This window comes from Streptomyces paludis (assembly GCF_003344965.1).
In the GTDB taxonomy this organism is placed as follows: domain Bacteria; phylum Actinomycetota; class Actinomycetes; order Streptomycetales; family Streptomycetaceae; genus Streptomyces; species Streptomyces paludis.
On the sequence record NZ_CP031194.1, the window covers coordinates 7,940,688 to 7,957,851 of the forward strand.

Genomic DNA, 17,164 nt, shown 5'->3' on the forward strand with positions numbered 1-17,164 from the left:
GTGGAACCCGTACCCCTGGTCCACGCGAGCCTCGGACAGCGGGAACTGGCCGCCGTCGCCGAGGTGTTCGCGTCCGGCTGGCCCGCCGGGCAGGGCCCGAGGGGCAAGGCCCTGGAGGCGCTGCTGCGGAAGCGGTACGGAGCCGGTGACGCCGTCGCGATGTGCAACGCCGGCGCCGCCCTCCATGTGTCCCTGCTCGCGCTCGGCGTCCGGCCGGGGGACGAGGTGATCGTCGCCGACTACGGCTTCCCCGCCCCCGCACACGCCGTGCGGTACCTGGACGCGGTCCCCGTCTGCGCCGATGTGCGCGCCGACACCGGAACCGTCGACCCACGGGCGGTGGCCGACCTGATAACCCCGCGTACCGTCGGTGTGATCGCCGTGGACACGGTCGGTATGCCCGCCGACTACACGGAACTCCGGGCGATCACCGACCGCCACGGCCTGTTCCTCGTCGAGGACGCCGCCTGCGCCGTCGGCGCGACCTACCGGGGGCGCGAGGCGGGCACGCTCGCCGAGGTGGCCGTCCTCTCCTTCCACGGGCGCAAGGGAGCCACCAGCGGCGAGGGCGGCGCGCTGCTCGCCACCGATCCCAGGATCGGCGCCGACGCGCGGCTGTACAGCTCCTTCGGCATCGGCAGCATCTTCGACATGGGCGAGGTCGTCGGCCTGCCCATCCCCGAGTTCACCCGGATCGGCCACAACTACAAGCTGTCCGACATCGCCGCGGCGATCCTCCAGGTACAGCTGGACCGTACGGAGGAGCTGCTCGCGCGCCGCACCGCCGTCGCCGGGCAGTACGCCGGACTCCTCGGCGACGAGGAACTGCTGACGGTGCCGTACGTGCCGGACGACCGTACCCACGCCTGGCAGACGTACATGGTGACACTCGGTCCCGGGGTGGACCGCGCGGCCGTCGCGACCGAACTGCGCGCCCAGGGCATCGGCTGCGGACACGGCACCTTCGCGACCCACCTCCAGCCCGTGTTCGAGTCGAAGCACCCCTGCCCGGTCTCGGCGGAGCTGTTCCGGCGCCATCTCGCCCTGCCGATGCACGCGGAGCTGACCACCGGCCAGGTCGAACGGGTCGTGGACGCGCTGCGCCGCGCGGTCCGCGCCCACGCGGGAACCACCCGGAGCCCAGGAGGGCCGGCATGACGAGCGACCAGCCTTCCCCGGACCACGTACTGCGGCTGATCAACGGCTACTGGGCCACCGGTGTCGTCGGCGCCGCGGCCGGGCACGCGCTCTTCACCCACCTGGAGAACGGCGCGGAGACGGCCGCGGAGCTGGCCGAGCGCGCGCGGATCGCGCCGCGGGGCGCACAGACCCTGCTCGACGGCCTCGTCAGTGTGGGTCTGGTCGAGCTGCGCGAGGGCCGGTACCACAACACCCCCGAGGCATCCCTCTACCTCGTCGACGGCAAGGCCACCTGCCTGAGCGGCTTCGCCCGGCTGAAGCTGAAGCACATGGGCGGCCTGGCCGCCCTGCCCGACGTCGTACGGGCCGGGGGACCGGTCCGGGACGCGACGACCGAAGTGGCGGAGAACCCGCACTGGGAGGAGATCGTTCCGGCCATCGCCGCCCAGTCCGTTCCCGCCGCCCGGATCGCCGCGGAGGTGCTCGGGCTGGCCGATGCCGGCGCGGTCTCCATCCTCGACGTGGGCGGTGGTTCGGGCATCTACTCGGCCATCTGGCTGGCCGCCAATCCACGGGCCCGCGCCACCCAGCTCGACTGGGAGCCCATCAACGCGATCGCCCGCCGGCTGCTGGCGGAACGCGGGCTGGCCGACCGGTTCACCACCGTCCCCGGGGACTTCCACACCACCGACTTCGGCGTCGACCGGTACGACATCGCGCTGTACTCCCACATCGCCCACCAGGAGGCACCGGAGGACAACATCGCCGTCCTCTCCCGGCTGCGCGAGGCGCTCAGGCCCGGCGGCTCCGTGGTGATCTGCGACTACGTCGTCGACGACGACCGCGGCGGACCCGCGCTCCCGCTCATCTTCGCCGCGGAAATGCTGCTCAAGAGCAAACGCGGCGGCACCTGGCGGCGGTCCGACTACCACGACTGGCTCGTCAAGGCCGGCTTCACCACTGTCTCGTTCCACTCCGCGCCGCCCGCGACCCTGGTCATCGCCCGGTGAGCGGGCGTCCTCCCCCGCAAAGGAGAGCCGAATGAACGGCTCAGTGGCTTATCGGACGATACAGAAGCGCGGTCTGCACATCGGTCTGCTGCCGGCCATGGCCGCCGCCGTCAACGGGACCACGACGATCACTCTCGATCACGATCTGGACGTCCTCCCCGAGGCGGGCAGACAGCTGACGGTCTCCCGGCTCGCCGACCTGGTCGACGACCTGGCGGCCCGGCTGTGGGCCGCCGGTGTGCGGCCCGACGCACACGTCGTCGTCTACAAGAAGGCGAACGCCGACGTGTGGATGCTGGCCTGCGCGGCGTCCCGGATCGGCGCGGTGCCCGTACTGCTCTCGCCCAGCCTCGACGCGGGGACGGTCGCCGCGCTGCTCCGCCGGCTCGACCGGCCGGACCTGCTCATCGACCGGCACAAGCTCGGCGTACTGGCCGAACTGCCCTTGCCGGAACTCACCCGCCGGCTGATCACCGTGTCCGGCGGAGCGCCCCGGGCCGTGGCACTGGACACACTCGCCGGGGCGCCGCGCGTCGAACCCGTCGTACGGCCCATGGACGAGGCCGCCGTGATCACCCATACCTCCGGCACCACCGGGGTGCCCAAACTGGTCGTGCACACGCCCCGCACCCAGGGACTGCGGCTCAAGCCGCAGTGGCGGCTGCTCTCCCTCCCGCGGAAACGGGAGAAGGCCGCGATCCACATCCCCTTCGTGCACTCGCGGAACGTCGCGGCGATGGCCCTGGCCCTCCTCAAGGAGATGCCGCTGCTCCTGATGAACGAGTCGGCCCCGGACACGGTCGCCGAGCTGCTTCTCACCCACCGGCCCGGCCTCATCGAGGCGCTGCCCAACTCGCTGATGGCGTGGGAGGGCCTGGCCGACGACCCGCGTGCGCCCTTCGCGTCGGTGAAGTACTTCAGCAGCACCTTCGACGCGATCCACCCCGGGACGATGAGCCGGCTCCTGAAGTCGTCCCGGCGCCGGGGCGCCCTGTTCTTCCAGATCTACGGGCAGAGCGAGGTCGGACCCGCCGTCGGCCGCGCCTACCTCCGCCGCTCCGCCCACCGGGCCAACGGCCGCTGCGTCGGCTGGCGGATGCCGTGGGGCGCGGCGAGGGTCCGCGTGGTCAGCCGCGACGGACGGCGGCCCACGGCCCAGAACCCCGGCCGTATCCAGGTCGCCTGGCCGGCGCTGGCCAAGACGTACTTCGGCGAGCAGGAGCGTTACGACAGCAACCGGGACGGCGCCTGGTGGGGCACCGGGGACGTCGGCTACTTCACCGCGCTCGGCTGCCTGCACATGCTCGACCGCGAGGTCGACATGATCCACGGCGTACGCAGCTCCCTGGAGATCGAGGACACGGTCCTCGCCCGGCTGCCGGAGCTGAGCGAGCTGGCCGTGGTGCACGGTGCCGGCTCCGAGGCCGTTCCGGTGGTGTGTGCCCACGGCGACCGTCCGCTGGACCTGGCGCGCTGGCGCGCCGCCGTCGCCGACTTCCCGCAGCTGGCGGCCCCGGTCCAGATCCCCGAGGCCGAACTGCCGCGCACCGGCACCCTCAAGGTGCAGCGCCTCGCGCTCGCCGACCGGCTCCGGGACGAGCGCGAGGACCGCCGATGACCTCTGACCGGCCGGCCGCCACGGCGGTGGGAAACCCTCTATCCGAAAGAGACGAGCCCATGACGTCGGACGCCACGCTGGCCCGGTTCCGTGAGTACATGGTGGGCCCCTCGCGGTTCATGACCCTGCTGTCCTGCTTCGAACTCGGTCTCGTCGACCGGATCCGGGAGCACCCGGGCCTGACCGCCGCCGAGCTGGGCGAGGCGGTCGGCGCCACGCCGGACGCCGTGGAGCAGCTGCTTCTTCTGCTGGTCAAGGAGCGGTTCGTGACGTACGACGAGGAGTCGGGCGGCTACGCTCCCGACGCTCTCGCCGCCGTCGACGAGAAGGACCTCAAGCGCGCGCTGGCCTATATGAACATGATCAAGGTGGTGGCGCTGCGGCAGCTCTTCCATCTCACCGAGAGCGCCCGGACCGGCACACTCGTCGGGCTGCGGGAGCTGTACGGGGTGACCGGAGGCACCCTGTACGGCGCGGTGGCTGAGCACCCGGACCTGCGTGACGCCTGGGCGAACCTGATGAACACGGTCACCGCCCACATCGATCCCTGGTTCTTCGGCAACGTGGGCATCCCCGCCGGCGCCCGGGTGCTCGACCTGGCAGGCAACACCGGTCTCGGCGCGATCCACACCGTCACGCACAAGGCGTCCCCCGGGCTGCGGGTCACCACCTTCGACCTGCCGGAGAAGGAGGCGGAGGCCCTGGCGAACTTCCGGTCCCACGGGGTGGCCGAGCAGTGCTCCTTCCTCGGCGGGGATGTCTTCGACGGAGTGCCGCGGGGCTTCGACACCGTCCTGATCAAGCACTTCCTGGACATGTTCGACAAGGGCGACGTGGTGCGGATCCTCCGGGGCGTCAACGAGGCCCTGGAGACAGGCGGTCAGGTCCACATCATGGTGCCGGTGTACCCCGAGGACATCACGGACACCGACAACTACAACGTCGACTTCTTCCCGGCCTTCTTCATCGGCTGCACCATGGGCCAGGGCGGCCCGCAGAAGCTGTCGGTCTATCAGAGCTGGCTGGAGGAGTGCGGGTTCAAGGTGACGAAGACGCTCACCAAGAGCGCCGCCGAGGTTCCGCCGGACGTCATCCCGGTCCAGGCCATCCTGTCCGCGACCAAGGTCGCCCGACCCGGACCTCTGGGGAGTCATTGATGCCGGACACAGCCGAAGTCCCTGTCGATGTGGAAAGTGTCTGCTCAGCGATCGAGAAGTCGGCCGGCCTACTGGACGTGACCGCCTCGCGCGAGGTCGTCCGGCCCGTCCTGGCCGCTTTCGAGGACGCGCTGCCGCGGGCCGTGATCGCCTTCAGGGTCGCCACGAACGCGCGGTACGAAGGAGATTTCGACGCCCGTTTCACCCTTCCCAAGGACATCGATCCGTACGCCGTGGCCCTGGCCGAGGGACTGATCGCGCAGACGGACCATCCCGTCGGCGGTCTCCTTCCCGACCTCCGGCGGCTCTGTCCCATCGACAGCTACGGCGTCGATCTCGGAGTCGTCTCCGGATTCAAGAAGATCTGGGTGTACTTTCCGGCGGGGGAGCACGAGACACTGGACCGGCTGACCGGTCTGCCGTCGATGCCGCGGAGTCTGGCGGGGAACGCCGGCTTCTTCCACCGGTACGGTCTGGCCGACAAGGCCGATGTCATCGGGATCGACTATCGCAGCCGGACGATGAACGTCTACTTCTCGGCGCCCGCGGAATGCTTCGAGAGGGACACCGTCCTGGCGATGCACCGGGATATCGGGCTGCCGACCCCGAGCGAGCGCATGTTCACCTTCTGCGCGCGTTCGTTCGGCCTCTACACCACGCTGAACTGGGATTCCATGGAGATCGAGCGGATCTCCTACGGGGTGAAGACGGACGATCCGATGGACTTCTTCGCCCGGCTGGGAACGAAGGTCGCGCACTTCGTGAAGAACGTTCCGTACGGAGTCGGCGACCCGAAAATGGTCTATGCCGCCGTGACATCCGGCGGCGAGGAGTACTACAAACTCCAGTCGTACTACCGCTGGCGTCCCGTCAGCCGCTTGAACGCCGCTTATATCGCAGCTCGCGACAAGGAGCCGGTAGAATGAGTCGGGCCAGCTCGGCCAGTTTACATCCGGGTGTTCCTGGTGATTCCGGTGTTTCCGGCACTCCGGATATTCCTGAGTTCCGGTTCAGTCGGATGGAGAGCCTCCTGCGCGGACGCGCACTCCGTCCCCTGACGGTGGACGGCGTCGACGCGGTGTTCGTCAGGGATCCGGTCCTCGTCCGCGACATACTGGTGGGCGAGAGCAAGAACTACGGAAAAGGCGAACTGTTCCGCAAGGCCAGAAATCTCAGCCGGGTGGGCATGCTCTCGGAGGACGAGACCATGCACCGCCACTATCGGCGCCTGGCGAATCCCTATGTACGGTCGGCGAAAGTCGAGGAATACGTTCCCGACATGCACGGGATCGCGCACAGATTCGTGTCCTCGTGGCGCGACGGTGAAACGGTCGACATCCAGTCCGAGATGTGCCGCATCACCTGCGCGATCGTGGTGGGAACGATCATCACCGGATTACCGCCCGGGACGACGGACACGGTGAGCGAGCGCCTTTCCCGGCTGGCCTGGGAAATGATCAGGAAACCGCTGTACGGGAAGGCCGCGGCCCGAGCGGCCCGGCCGGGTGCCGCGAAGCGCCTGTCCCGGGCCCGCGCGGAACTGCGGGACATCCTCGATGTCTGTATCGCCGACCTTCTCAATTCCCCCGGTACGACGGCCGGTTATCTCTCGGAACTCCTGGCGGACTCCGACGGGCAGGGAAACCGTCTCCTGACGGCGGAGCAGGTGTGCGAGGAGGCGGTCATGATGCTGACCGCCGCCACGGTCACCACGGCCTCCGTCATGTCATGGGCGCTGTACGCGCTCTCCGAGAACCCCTCGATGGAGGAGCCGCTCCGCAAGGAACTGGCGCGCGGAGGCGGCGGATTCGACGCCCAGGAACAGGAACAGGAGCGGGAGCAGGAGCCGGGCCAGGGCTCCTCCGGATACACCCGGCGCTTTCTGATGGAGGTGCTGCGGCTCTATCCACCGGTCTGGATCTCGTGCCGCAAAGCCCTCACGGACGTCATGCTCGGTGACCACCCGCTCCCCGCGGGCACGAATGTGGTGTTCAGCTCGTATCTGCTGCACCGCGACCCCGAACGCTATCCGGATCCGGGCAGATTCGATCCCGACCGGTGGCTCTCCCTGCGCCCCGGCCAGGCCGACGCCTCCTACATTCCCTTCGGGATCGGATCGAAGGGATGCGTCGGAGAGCCGTTCGCCTGGCGGCAGCTCGAAGTCATCCTCGACGTGGTGACACGGGAATGGACGCTGAACACCGGCCCCGGCCACCGCGTCCGTACCGCGCCGGAGACCACCCTTCACCCCCGCCGGCTGCTCATGACCCCCCGGCCGAGGTGACCGGTGCGCCCGACGACGAAGCCCCGTGCCGCCGCGACCGGTCACGCCCACGCCAAAGTCATCCTGCTCGGGGAACACGCCGTCGTGTACGGGGCGCCGGCGCTCGTCTTCCCCGTACCGCGGCTGACGGTCACGGCCGGCGCCCGCTGGTCCCGCCGCGGGACCGGCGCACCCGACGAGGTGTCCTTCACGGCCCCCCATGCCCCCCTGCCATCGATGACGGGGCAGGCGTCCGACGGACTGCGCCGGCTGACCACCGAGTTCAGGGCGGCCTTCGGTGTGGACGACGGCCGGCCCGTCGACGTGCGTATCGACGCCGCGATCCCGTCCGCGCGCGGGCTCGGCTCCAGCGCCGCCTGCGCGCGGGCGGTCGTCCACGCCCTCGCCGGACTGTACGGCCATGACCTCACGGAGAGCGAGACGTTCGACCTGGTGCAGACGGCCGAGAACGTGGCGCACGGCCGCTCCAGCGGGGTCGACGCTCGGGGCGTCGGCGCGTCCTCCCCGCTGCTGTTCCTCCGGGGCGGCACCCGGGAGCTGACCATCGGCTGCCACGGCCTGCTCGTCATCGCGGACAGCGGCGTCGTGGGCCGCACCAAGGACGCGGTCGACCTGCTGCGCGAGGGATTCCAGCACCACGAAGGCGCGCGGGAGAGATTCGTGGACCGCGCGACCCGGCTGACCGAAGAGGCCCGGTCCGCCCTCGCCGAGGGGGGACCGGAGGCGCTCGGCGAGCGGCTGACGGACTACCACGACCTGCTGAGGGCGGCCGGGCTCAGCACCAAGCGCGTCGACGCCCTCGTCGAGGCGGCCCTCACCGCCGGCGCCCTCGGCGCCAAGATCACCGGCGGCGGCCTCGGCGGCTGCGTCGTCGCCCTGACCCGGCCGGAGCGGGCCGGCGAGGTCATCCGGCAGCTGCGCGCGAGCGGCGCCACGCGGACCTGGACCGTACCGCTGAGAGGGTGTGCCGGCCATGCGTGAACACCCGGCCGCCCAGCTGCGGGAGCGGGGCACCGGCCCGGTCGCCACCGCCGTCGCGCACCCGAACATCGCACTGATCAAGTACTGGGGCAAGCGCGACGAACACCTGGTCCTGCCCCGTACCGACAGCCTGTCGATGACCCTGGACATCCTTCCGACGACCACCCGTGTCCACCGCGACCCCGAGGCCGCGCACGACACGGTGACCCTCAACGGCCGGCCCGCCGAGGGCGAGGCACTGCGCCGGGTCATCGCCTTCCTCGACCTCGTGCGGGACCGGTCCGGACTCCCGCACGGTTCCGTCGTGGCCAGCGAGAACACCGTCGCCACCGGCGCCGGCCTCGCCTCGTCCGCGAGCGGGTTCGCCGCCCTCGCCGTCGCCGCGGCGGCCTCGTACGGGCTCGCCCTCGATGCCACCGCCCTGTCGCGGCTGGCCCGGCGCGGCTCCGGGTCGGCCTGCCGCTCGGTCTTCGGCGGGTTCGCGGTGTGGCACGCGGGCCCGGACTCCGGCACCGGAGCGGAAGCCGACCTCCACTCCTACGCCGAGCCCGTACCCGTGGGAGACCTCGATCCGGCGCTGGTCGTCGCCGTCGTCGACGCGGGCCCCAAAGCCGTCTCCAGCCGGGCGGCCATGCGCCGGACCGTCCACACCTCCCCGCTGTACGAGCCGTGGGCCGTCTCCAGCCGGGGCGATCTGACCGAGATGCGCGCGGCGCTGCTCGCCGGTGACATCGAGACGGTCGGGGACATCGCGGAGCGCAACGCCCTCGGCATGCACGCGACCATGCTCGCGGCCCGCCCGGCCGTACGCTATCTCGCCCCGGCCACCCTCACCGTCCTCGACCGGGTGCTCGGCCTCCGGCGGGACGGCACACCGGCCTACGCCACCATGGACGCCGGTCCCAACGTCAAGGTGCTGTGCCGCCGGACGGACGCCGACCGGGTCGCCGAGGCGGTGCGGGACGCCGTCCCGGGCTGCACCACCCGCGTCGCCGTACCGGGCCCGGGCGCCCGCCTGGTGGACGGGGCCGGCCGATGACCCGCCGGCGGACCGTCGTCCGCCGCGCGCCGGGCAAGCTGTTCGTCGTGGGGGAGTACGCGGTGATCGAGCCCGGTCACCCGGCGATCCTCGTCGCGGTCGACCGCCATGTCACCGTCACCGTGACCGGCACCGCCGGGACGGACGTCGAGATCACCTCCGACCTGGCTCCGCACGGCGCGCGCCTGCGCCGGCGGCACGGCCGGCTCGTCCCGTACGGCGAGGACGGGGCAGGAGACGTCCGTACGGGACTCGCCCATGTGCTGTCCGCGATCGAGACGGTGGCCGGGCTGATGGCCGAACGCGGCTCACCCGTACCGGGGTTGAGCCTGACGGTCGAGAGCGGTCTGCACGACAACGGCGTCAAGTACGGGCTGGGTTCCAGCGGCGCGGTGACCGTGGCGACCGTCTCGGCCGTCGCCGCGTTCTGCGGCCTCGCGCTCCGCGACGAGGAGCGCTTCCGGCTGGCCCTGCTCGCCTCCGCCGAGATCGACCCCAAGGGCTCGGGCGGGGACCTCGCCGCCGCCACCTGGGGCGGCTGGCTCGCCTACCGGGCGCCCGACCGGACCGCCGTACGGGACCTCGCCCGCGACCGCGGCGCGGAGAAGGCGCTGCGCGCGCCCTGGCCCGGCTTCGGGGTACGCCGGCTGCCGCCGCCCGAGGGGCTCTCGCTCCAGGTCGGCTGGACCGGCGAACCCGCCTCGACCACCGCCCTGGTCGCCGGCCTGCACCGGCGGCCCTGGCGGGGCACCGCCGCCCACCACAGATTCGTCCGTACCACCACCGACTGTGTCCGTACGGCCGCCGCCGCGCTGGAGCGGAGGGACGGCCCGGCGCTGCTGGACCAGATCCGGCGGGCCCGCCGGGAGTTGCTCCGGCTCGACGACGAGGCCGCCCTGGGGGTTTTCACCCCCCGGCTGACAGCGCTGTGCGACATCGCGGAATCCGTCGGAGGCGCGGCCAAGCCCTCCGGGGCGGGCGGCGGCGACTGCGGTATCGCGCTGCTGGACGCCGAAGTCCCGCGCGACATCGCCCGATTGCGCGAACGCTGGGCCGCGGCCGGGGTCGTCCCCCTGCCCGTCCGTCCCACCGCCGCCGAAGGGAACGAGGAATGACCGCCCAACGCAAGGACGACCACGTCCGGCTCGCCGTCGAGCAGCAGCGCCGGCCCGGCGGACACAACCAGTTCGACGACGTGCGGTTCGTCCACCACGCCCTGGCCGGACTCGACCGGGCGGACGTCTCCCTGGCCACCGCCTTCGCCGGACTCTCCTGGCCGGTACCGCTCTACATCAACGCGATGACCGGCGGCAGCGAGATGACCGGCGCCATCAACCGGGACCTGGCCATCGCGGCCCGCGAGACCGGGGTGCCCCTCGCGTCCGGGTCCATGAGCGCCTACTTCAAGGATCCGGGCTGCGCCGGTACGTTCAGTGTGCTGCGCACGGAGAACCCGGCCGGGTTCGTCCTCGCCAACGTCAACGCGACGGCCTCCGTCGACCAGGCGCGCAGAGCCGTCGACCTGATCCGGGCCGATGCCCTCCAGATCCATGTCAACACCGTGCAGGAGACGGTGATGCCGGAGGGCGACCGGTCGTTCTCGTCCTGGGTTCCGGGGATCGGGAAGATCGCGGCCGGTGTCGAGGTCCCCGTCATCGTCAAGGAGGTCGGCTTCGGGCTGAGCCGCGAGACCGTCCTCCTGCTGGAGAGCCTGGGGGTGCGGGCGGCCGACCTCGGCGGCCGGGGCGGCACCGACTTCGGCCGGATCGAGAACGGCCGGCGCGAACACGCCGACTACGGCTACCTCACCGGCTGGGGACAGTCCACCGCCGCCTGTCTCCTCGACACCCAGGACGCGCCGATTCCCGTCCTCGCCTCCGGCGGTGTGCGCACCCCGCTCGACGTGGCCCGCGCACTGGCGCTCGGCGCGTCCGGTGCCGGTGTCTCCGGCACCTTCCTGCGCACCCTGCTCGACGACGGGGTGACCGCGCTGATCGCGCGGATCACGACCTGGCTCGACCAGCTGGCCGCACTCCTCACCCTGCTCGGCGCGCGCACCCCCGCCGCCCTGACGCACCGCGATCTGCTGATCCACGGCGAGCTGCGGGACTTCTGCGTCGACCGGGGGATCGACACCCGGCCGTTCGCCCGCCGCTCCGCCGGCCCCCAACACAGGACGGGACACACACGATGAGCGACGACACGAGCGCCGGGGTTCCGATGAGATGGGTGGGCCCCCTGCGTATCTCGGGAAACGTGGCCGTCACCGAGACCCCGGTCCCGCTCGCCACCTACGAGTCGCCGCTGTGGCCCTCCGTCGGCCGGGGCGCGAAGGTCTCCATGCTCGCCGAGCGGGGCATCGTCGCCACCCTCGTGGACGAGCGGATGACCCGGTCGGTGCTCGTGGAGGCGGCCGACGCGCAGACCGCGCTGACGGCCGCGCGGACCATCGACGCCCGCGCCGGCGAACTGCGCGAGGTGGTCCGCACCTGTAGCCGGTACGCCGAACTGATCGGCATCCGCCACGAGATCAACGCCCATCTGCTGTTCGTCCGCTTCGAGTTCAGCACCGGCGACGCCTCCGGACACAACATGGCCACACTCGCCTCCGACGTCCTGCTCGGACATCTCCTGAAGACGATCCCGGGCATCTCCTACGGATCGATCTCCGGCAACTACTGCACGGACAAGAAGGCGACCGCGATCAACGGCATCCTCGGCCGGGGCAAGAACGTGGTCACCGAACTGACCGTGCCGCGTGATGTGGTCGAAGGCGTCCTGCACACCACGGCCGCCCGGATCGTCCAGCTGAACCTCCGCAAGAACATGCTCGGGACCCTCCTCGCCGGCGGAATCCGCTCGGCCAACGCCCACTTCGCCAATATGCTGCTCGGCTTCTACCTGGCCACCGGCCAGGACGCGGCCAACATCGTCGAGGGCTCCCAGGGCATCGTCATGGCCGAGGACCGGGACGGCGAACTCTACTTCGCGTGCACCCTGCCCAATCTGATCGTGGGCACCGTAGGCAACGGCAAGGGACTCGGCTTCGTCGAGTCGAACCTGACCAGGCTCGGCTGCCGCGCCGAGCGCGCTCCCGGCGAGAACGCCCGCCGGCTCGCCGTGATCGCGGCGGCGACCGTGCTCTGCGGTGAACTCTCCCTCCTCGCCGCCCAGACCAACCCGGGGGAACTCATGCGGGCCCACGTCCAGTTGGAACGCGACCACACCACAGCGAAGGCCGGTGTCTGAGGAAATGGCCCACGATCCCGCCATCGGCATTCATGACCTGTCGTTCGCGACCACCGAGCTGGTCCTGCCGCACACGGTCCTCGCCGCACACAACGGCACCGACATCGGCAAGTACCACCGGGGCATCGGCCAGCGGTCGATGAGTGTGCCCGCCGCCGACGAGGACATCGTGACCATGGGCGCGACCGCCGCCGCGCCCGTCGTCGCACGGCACGGCACCGACGGGATCCGTACGGTCATCCTCGCCACGGAGTCCTCCGTCGACCAGGCGAAATCCGCCGGAGTCTACGTCCACTCGCTGCTCGGACTGCCCTCGGCCACCCGGGTCGTCGAACTCAAACAGGCGTGTTACGGAGGGACCGCGGCCCTCCAGTTCGCCATCGGCCTGGTCCGCCGCGACCCGGCACAACGCGTCCTCGTGGTGGCCTCCGACATCTCCAAGTACGAACTGGACAGCCCGGGCGAGGCCACCCAGGGCGCCGCCGCCGTGGCCATGCTGGTCGGCGCCGATCCCGCGCTGGTGCGGATCGAGGAACCGTCGGGCGTGTTCACCGCCGACGTCATGGACTTCTGGCGGCCCAACTACCGTGACACCGCGCTGGTGGACGGACAGGAGTCCATCGGCGCGTATCTGCTGGCGGTGGAGGGAAGCTGGAAGGACTACACGGAGCGGGGCGGCCGGACGCTCGACGAGTTCGCCGCGTTCTGCTACCACCAGCCGTTCACGAGAATGGCCCACAAGGCCCACCGCCACCTGCTGAACCACTGCGGCTACGACGTGGACGAGGACCGGATCACCCGGGACCTCGCACTGACCACCGCCTACAACAACGTCATCGGCAACAGCTACACCGCCTCGGTGTACCTGGCCCTCGCCGCGCTGCTCGACCAGGCCGACGACCTGACCGGCCGGGCCATCGGCTTCCTCAGCTACGGCTCCGGCAGCGTCGCCGAGTTCTTCGCGGGCGGCGTCGTCCCCGGCTACCGGGAACACCTGCGCACCAAGGCACACCGCGAGGCCATCGACCGGCGCCGGCCCGTCGGCCACGCCCGCTACCGGGAGCTGCACGGACACTCCTTCCCGGCCGACGGCGGGGACCACCGCACCCCGGCCGAGACCACGGGCCCCTACCGGCTGGCGGCCCTGCGCGGACACCAGCGCGTCTACGAGTCACTCCAGTGCCGCGGTTGACCGACCGGATCGGCAGAAACAGGAAGCATGACAACGAGACAATGCACCGTGGGCCTCATCGGCAGCGGCCCGCGCGGGCTCTCGGTGCTGGAACGGCTCTGCGCCAACGCCCGCACGCGGCCCGGCGACGGCACGGTCCACGTCCATGTGATCGACCCCTACCCGCCCGGCGCCGGCCAGGTGTGGCGCACCGACCAGCCCCGCCACCTGCTCATGAACACCGTGGCCGGGCAGATCTCGGTGTTCACCGACGCCACCGTGACCCTGCGGGGCCCGCTGGAACCCGGGCCGAGCCTGTACGAGTGGGCCGCGGCACTCGTCAACGGCCGGACCGGTGACGACCGTACGGCAGACAGCCGGCCGGCCCATGTCATCGAGGAGGCCCGCGCGCTGGGACCGGACACCTACCCGACCCGCGCCTTCTACGGCCACTACCTGCGGTGGGCGTACCGCCGTGTGGTCGAGGGCGCGCCCGGGTGGCTGACGGTCACCGCGCACGCCTGCCGCGCGGTCGCCCTCGACGACGACCCGGACACCGGGGACGGATCCCTCCAGCGGGTGATGCTCGACAACGGGACCGTACTGACGGGCCTGCACGCCGTGATCCTGTGCCAAGGACACCTGCCCGCCCGCGCCCCCGCCCCCGAGCGGGCCTTCGCCGCCAGGGCCCGGGACGCCGGCGCCGTACGGATCGCACCGGCCAACCCGGCGGACGTCGACCTGGACGTGCTGGCTCCGGGCACCAGGGTGCTGCTGCGCGGACTCGGACTGAACTTCTTCGACTACATGGCGGGACTCACCGCCGGCCGCGGCGGCACCTACTCACGCGCCGCCGGCCGGCTCGTCTACCACCCCTGCGGCCGGGAACCACGCCTCTACGCGGGGTCCCGGCGGGGCGTCCCGTACCAGGCCCGGGGAGACAACGAGAAGGGCCCGCACGGCCGCCACGAGCCGCTGCTGCTCACCGCCGGCCGCGTCGCGGAGCTGCGCCGTACCCACGAGCGCACGGGCCTCGACTTCAGGACGGACCTGTGGCCGCTGATCTCCCGGGAGGTCGAGACCGTCTACTACCGGACGCTGCTCACCTCACGGGGGCACGGCGCCGGCGCGGAGCGGTTCCAGGGCGACTACCTGGCGGCCGGACCGGCCCGGCGGGACACGGACACCGTCCTCGCGGCGTACGGCATCAGCGAGAAGCACCGCTGGGACTGGGAGCTGATCGCACGCCCTTACGGAGACCGGGAGTTCACCGGCCCGGGGGACTTCACCGAGTGGCTCCTCGACCACTTGCGCACGGATGTCTCGGAAGCCCGGCGCGGCAATGTCGGCGGCCCGCTCAAGGCCGCCCTCGACGTCCTGCGGGACCTGCGCAACGAGGTCCGGCTCGCCGTCGACCACGGGGGGCTGCACGGCGATTCGTACCGTACGGACCTGGACGGCTGGTACACCCCGCTCAACGCGTTCCTGTCGATCGGGCCGCCCGCACAACGCGTCGAGGAGATGACCGCCCTGATCGACGCCGGTGTGCTGACGGTGATCGGACCGGGCCTGCGGGTGGCGGTCGACGGCGGTGGCTACACCGCCCGGTCGCCGCTCGTGCCCGGCTCCGAGATCCACGCGGACGCGCTGGTCGAGGCGCGTCTGCCCGACATCACACTGAGGCGCACGGACGATCCGCTGCTGCGCCGTCTGCTGGCCGGCGGGCAGTGTGCCCCCTACCGCGTCCGCACCCGCTCAGGAGGCACGTACGAGAGCGACGGACTGGCCGTCACCGGGTCACCGTTCCATCTGATCGACGCGGCGGGGCGGGCGCGCCGTAACCGCTTCGCGTTCGGTGTGCCCACGGAGACCGTGCACTGGGTGACGGCCGCGGGCATCCGCCCCGGCGTCAACTCGCTCACGCTCACCCACGCGGACGCCCTCGCCCGCGCGGCCCTCGCCTGTGGCGGTGGCGGCGGGCGGGCCGGGAGCGGACAGCGGGCTCACGAAGGACGAGGAGTCACCTATGCCCACTGACACCGGCTTCACGACGGCAGACCCGGCTACGGATACGGGCGCGGGCGCGGTGGCGCGTACGGACGAGGGAGCCGGCCCGGGGTCGGCGGACGGGGACCTGGGCCTGCTGTCCCCGGTCTGGGCGGCCACTCCCGTCGCCGCCGCGGTCTCCGACCGGGCATGGCTCCAGGCGATGCTGGACGCCGAGGCGGCGCTGAGCCGGGCGCAGGCCCGGCTGGGCACGGTGCCCGCGAGCGCCGCGCGGGTCATCACCGAGGCCGCGCGGGCCGACCGGATCGACCTGGCCGCCCTGGCCCGGCAGGCGCGCGAGTCCGCCAACCCGGTGGTGCCGCTGGTACGGGAGTTCACCGCGCTGGTGGCGGCCCGGGACCCGGCCGCGGCCCCGTACGTGCACCGGGGTTCGACCAGCCAGGACATCCTCGACACGGCGACCGTCCTGGTCGTCGGCCGGGCCCTGCGGCTGATCCGCGCCGACCTCGAACGGGTCGAGGAGGCGCTCGCCGCACTCGCCCGGGAACACCGGGACACCCTGATCGCGGGCCGGACCCTGGCCCTGCACGCGGTGCCCACGACCTTCGGTCTCAAAGCGGCGGGCTGGCGCCATCTCGTCCTGGACGCGGTGGGAAGACTCGACGCGCTGAGCGCCGACGGGCTTCCCGTCCAACTCGGCGGCGCGGCGGGCACCTTGGCCGGATATCTGGTCAACGCGCCGGACGCCGACCCGGCGGGCTACGCGGTGGAGCTGACGGACGCGTTCGCGGAGGAACTGGGGCTGTCGGCGCCCCTCGTGCCGTGGCACACGCTCCGTACGCCCGTGGTGGACGCGGCCACGGCCGCCGCCTTCCTGTGCGGAGCCCTCGGCAAGATCGCCGTCGATGTGCTCTCCCTGACCCGTACCGAGGTCGCGGAGGTCCACGAGCCGGCGACCGGCGCGCGGGGTGTGTCCTCGGCGATGCCGCACAAGCGCAATCCGGTGCTGGCGACGGCGATCCGGTCCGCCGCGCTCCAGGCGCCGCAGCTCGCCGCGACGGTGCTGGGCTGTCTGCTGAGCGAGGACGAACGGTCCGCCGGGGCGTGGCACGCCGAATGGGAGCCGCTGCGCGCCCTGCTGCGGCTGGCCGGAGGCGCGGCGCACCAGGCGGGTCCGCTCGTCTCCCAGCTGTCGCTGGATCCGGGGCGGATGCGCGCCAACGCCCGGATCACCGGAGGGCGGATCGTCTCGGAGCGGATCGCCGCGGTGCTCGCCCCGCTGCTGGGCAAGGCCCGGGCGCGCGACCTGCTGAACGAGGCGTCCGCCCGATCCGCGCGTACCGGCGAACCGCTGGCCGATGTCCTGCGACAGGACAGCCGGGTGGCCGGACTCCTCGCCGCCGGGCCGGCCGACCTGTTCGAGCCGGCGGCCTACACCGGGGCCGCGGGGCCACTCACGGACCGCGCGCTGACCCGGCGGCTGCCTGCCGCCGGCGGGAGGTGAGCGC

At 71.9% G+C, this 17,164-nt stretch carries 14 protein-coding genes; all 14 read left to right on the forward strand.

Going from position 1 to position 17,164, the window contains the following annotated elements:
- The 14 genes from DVK44_RS34315 (at window position 1) to pcaB (ending at window position 17,160) form a co-directional block, all read left to right on the forward strand.
- On the forward strand, window positions 1–1,158 hold the full coding sequence (locus DVK44_RS34315; protein WP_114665622.1) for a DegT/DnrJ/EryC1/StrS family aminotransferase: 1,158 nt from the start codon (window positions 1–3) through the stop codon (window positions 1,156–1,158).
- Complete coding sequence (locus DVK44_RS34320) at window positions 1,155–2,150, forward strand: methyltransferase (protein WP_114664511.1); 996 nt, start codon at window positions 1,155–1,157, stop codon at window positions 2,148–2,150. The genes DVK44_RS34315 and DVK44_RS34320 overlap by 4 nt, the downstream gene beginning before the upstream one ends.
- Window positions 2,151–2,181: 31 nt before the next feature.
- Window positions 2,182–3,768, forward strand: coding sequence for a class I adenylate-forming enzyme family protein (locus DVK44_RS34325; protein WP_114664512.1), 1,587 nt, complete (start codon window positions 2,182–2,184; stop codon window positions 3,766–3,768).
- Window positions 3,769–3,827: 59 nt separating this feature from the next.
- Window positions 3,828–4,925, forward strand: coding sequence for an acetylserotonin O-methyltransferase (locus DVK44_RS34330; RefSeq protein ID WP_228447490.1), 1,098 nt, complete (start codon window positions 3,828–3,830; stop codon window positions 4,923–4,925).
- Window positions 4,925–5,851 carry an aromatic prenyltransferase gene (locus DVK44_RS34335; protein WP_114664513.1) on the forward strand — a complete coding sequence of 309 codons (927 nt, stop codon included), beginning with the start codon at window positions 4,925–4,927 and terminating at the stop codon, window positions 5,849–5,851. The genes DVK44_RS34330 and DVK44_RS34335 overlap by 1 nt, the downstream gene beginning before the upstream one ends.
- A gap of 92 nt (window positions 5,852–5,943) precedes the next feature.
- Entirely contained in the window at window positions 5,944–7,209 is a 1,266-nt protein-coding gene (locus DVK44_RS34340) for a cytochrome P450 (protein WP_162794214.1), read from the forward strand.
- 3 nt (window positions 7,210–7,212) lie between these two features.
- On the forward strand, window positions 7,213–8,190 hold the full coding sequence (gene mvk / locus DVK44_RS34345) for a mevalonate kinase (protein ID WP_181957590.1): 978 nt from the start codon (window positions 7,213–7,215) through the stop codon (window positions 8,188–8,190).
- Window positions 8,183–9,229, forward strand: a complete 1,047-nt coding sequence (gene mvaD / locus DVK44_RS34350) for a diphosphomevalonate decarboxylase (protein ID WP_114665625.1) — start codon at window positions 8,183–8,185, stop codon at window positions 9,227–9,229. Before mvk ends, mvaD begins: the two co-directional genes overlap by 8 nt.
- Window positions 9,226–10,344: a phosphomevalonate kinase gene (locus DVK44_RS34355; protein ID WP_114664515.1), complete on the forward strand. Its 1,119-nt coding sequence runs from the start codon at window positions 9,226–9,228 to the stop codon at window positions 10,342–10,344. Before mvaD ends, DVK44_RS34355 begins: the two co-directional genes overlap by 4 nt.
- Window positions 10,341–11,423 carry a type 2 isopentenyl-diphosphate Delta-isomerase gene (fni, locus tag DVK44_RS34360; RefSeq protein WP_114664516.1) on the forward strand — a complete coding sequence of 361 codons (1,083 nt, stop codon included), beginning with the start codon at window positions 10,341–10,343 and terminating at the stop codon, window positions 11,421–11,423. Before DVK44_RS34355 ends, fni begins: the two co-directional genes overlap by 4 nt.
- Window positions 11,420–12,478, forward strand: a complete 1,059-nt coding sequence (locus DVK44_RS34365; RefSeq protein ID WP_114664517.1) for a hydroxymethylglutaryl-CoA reductase — start codon at window positions 11,420–11,422, stop codon at window positions 12,476–12,478. Before fni ends, DVK44_RS34365 begins: the two co-directional genes overlap by 4 nt.
- 4 nt (window positions 12,479–12,482) lie before the next feature.
- Window positions 12,483–13,670 (forward strand): hydroxymethylglutaryl-CoA synthase, encoded by a 1,188-nt coding sequence (locus DVK44_RS34370; RefSeq protein ID WP_114664518.1) that lies wholly within the window; start codon window positions 12,483–12,485, stop codon window positions 13,668–13,670.
- A 27-nt stretch (window positions 13,671–13,697) separates the two neighbouring features.
- Window positions 13,698–15,686: an FAD/NAD(P)-binding protein gene (locus DVK44_RS34375; RefSeq protein WP_114664519.1), complete on the forward strand. Its 1,989-nt coding sequence runs from the start codon at window positions 13,698–13,700 to the stop codon at window positions 15,684–15,686.
- Window positions 15,676–17,160 (forward strand): 3-carboxy-cis,cis-muconate cycloisomerase, encoded by a 1,485-nt coding sequence (pcaB, locus tag DVK44_RS34380; protein WP_114664520.1) that lies wholly within the window; start codon window positions 15,676–15,678, stop codon window positions 17,158–17,160. Before DVK44_RS34375 ends, pcaB begins: the two co-directional genes overlap by 11 nt.
- Window positions 17,161–17,164 lie beyond the last annotated feature (4 nt).

Coding starts and splice junctions, on each gene's coding strand:
- DVK44_RS34320 (WP_114664511.1), top strand. CDS start 1,155: ATGACGAGCGACCAGCCTTCCCCGGACCACGTACTGCGGCTGATCAAC.
- DVK44_RS34325 (WP_114664512.1), top strand. CDS start 2,182: ATGAACGGCTCAGTGGCTTATCGGACGATACAGAAGCGCGGTCTGCAC.
- DVK44_RS34330 (WP_228447490.1), top strand. CDS start 3,828: ATGACGTCGGACGCCACGCTGGCCCGGTTCCGTGAGTACATGGTGGGC.
- DVK44_RS34335 (WP_114664513.1), top strand. CDS start 4,925: ATGCCGGACACAGCCGAAGTCCCTGTCGATGTGGAAAGTGTCTGCTCA.
- DVK44_RS34340 (WP_162794214.1), top strand. CDS start 5,944: ATGGAGAGCCTCCTGCGCGGACGCGCACTCCGTCCCCTGACGGTGGAC.
- mvaD (WP_114665625.1), top strand. CDS start 8,183: ATGCGTGAACACCCGGCCGCCCAGCTGCGGGAGCGGGGCACCGGCCCG.
- DVK44_RS34355 (WP_114664515.1), top strand. CDS start 9,226: ATGACCCGCCGGCGGACCGTCGTCCGCCGCGCGCCGGGCAAGCTGTTC.
- fni (WP_114664516.1), top strand. CDS start 10,341: ATGACCGCCCAACGCAAGGACGACCACGTCCGGCTCGCCGTCGAGCAG.
- DVK44_RS34365 (WP_114664517.1), top strand. CDS start 11,420: ATGAGCGACGACACGAGCGCCGGGGTTCCGATGAGATGGGTGGGCCCC.
- DVK44_RS34370 (WP_114664518.1), top strand. CDS start 12,483: ATGGCCCACGATCCCGCCATCGGCATTCATGACCTGTCGTTCGCGACC.
- DVK44_RS34375 (WP_114664519.1), top strand. CDS start 13,698: ATGACAACGAGACAATGCACCGTGGGCCTCATCGGCAGCGGCCCGCGC.
- pcaB (WP_114664520.1), top strand. CDS start 15,676: ATGCCCACTGACACCGGCTTCACGACGGCAGACCCGGCTACGGATACG.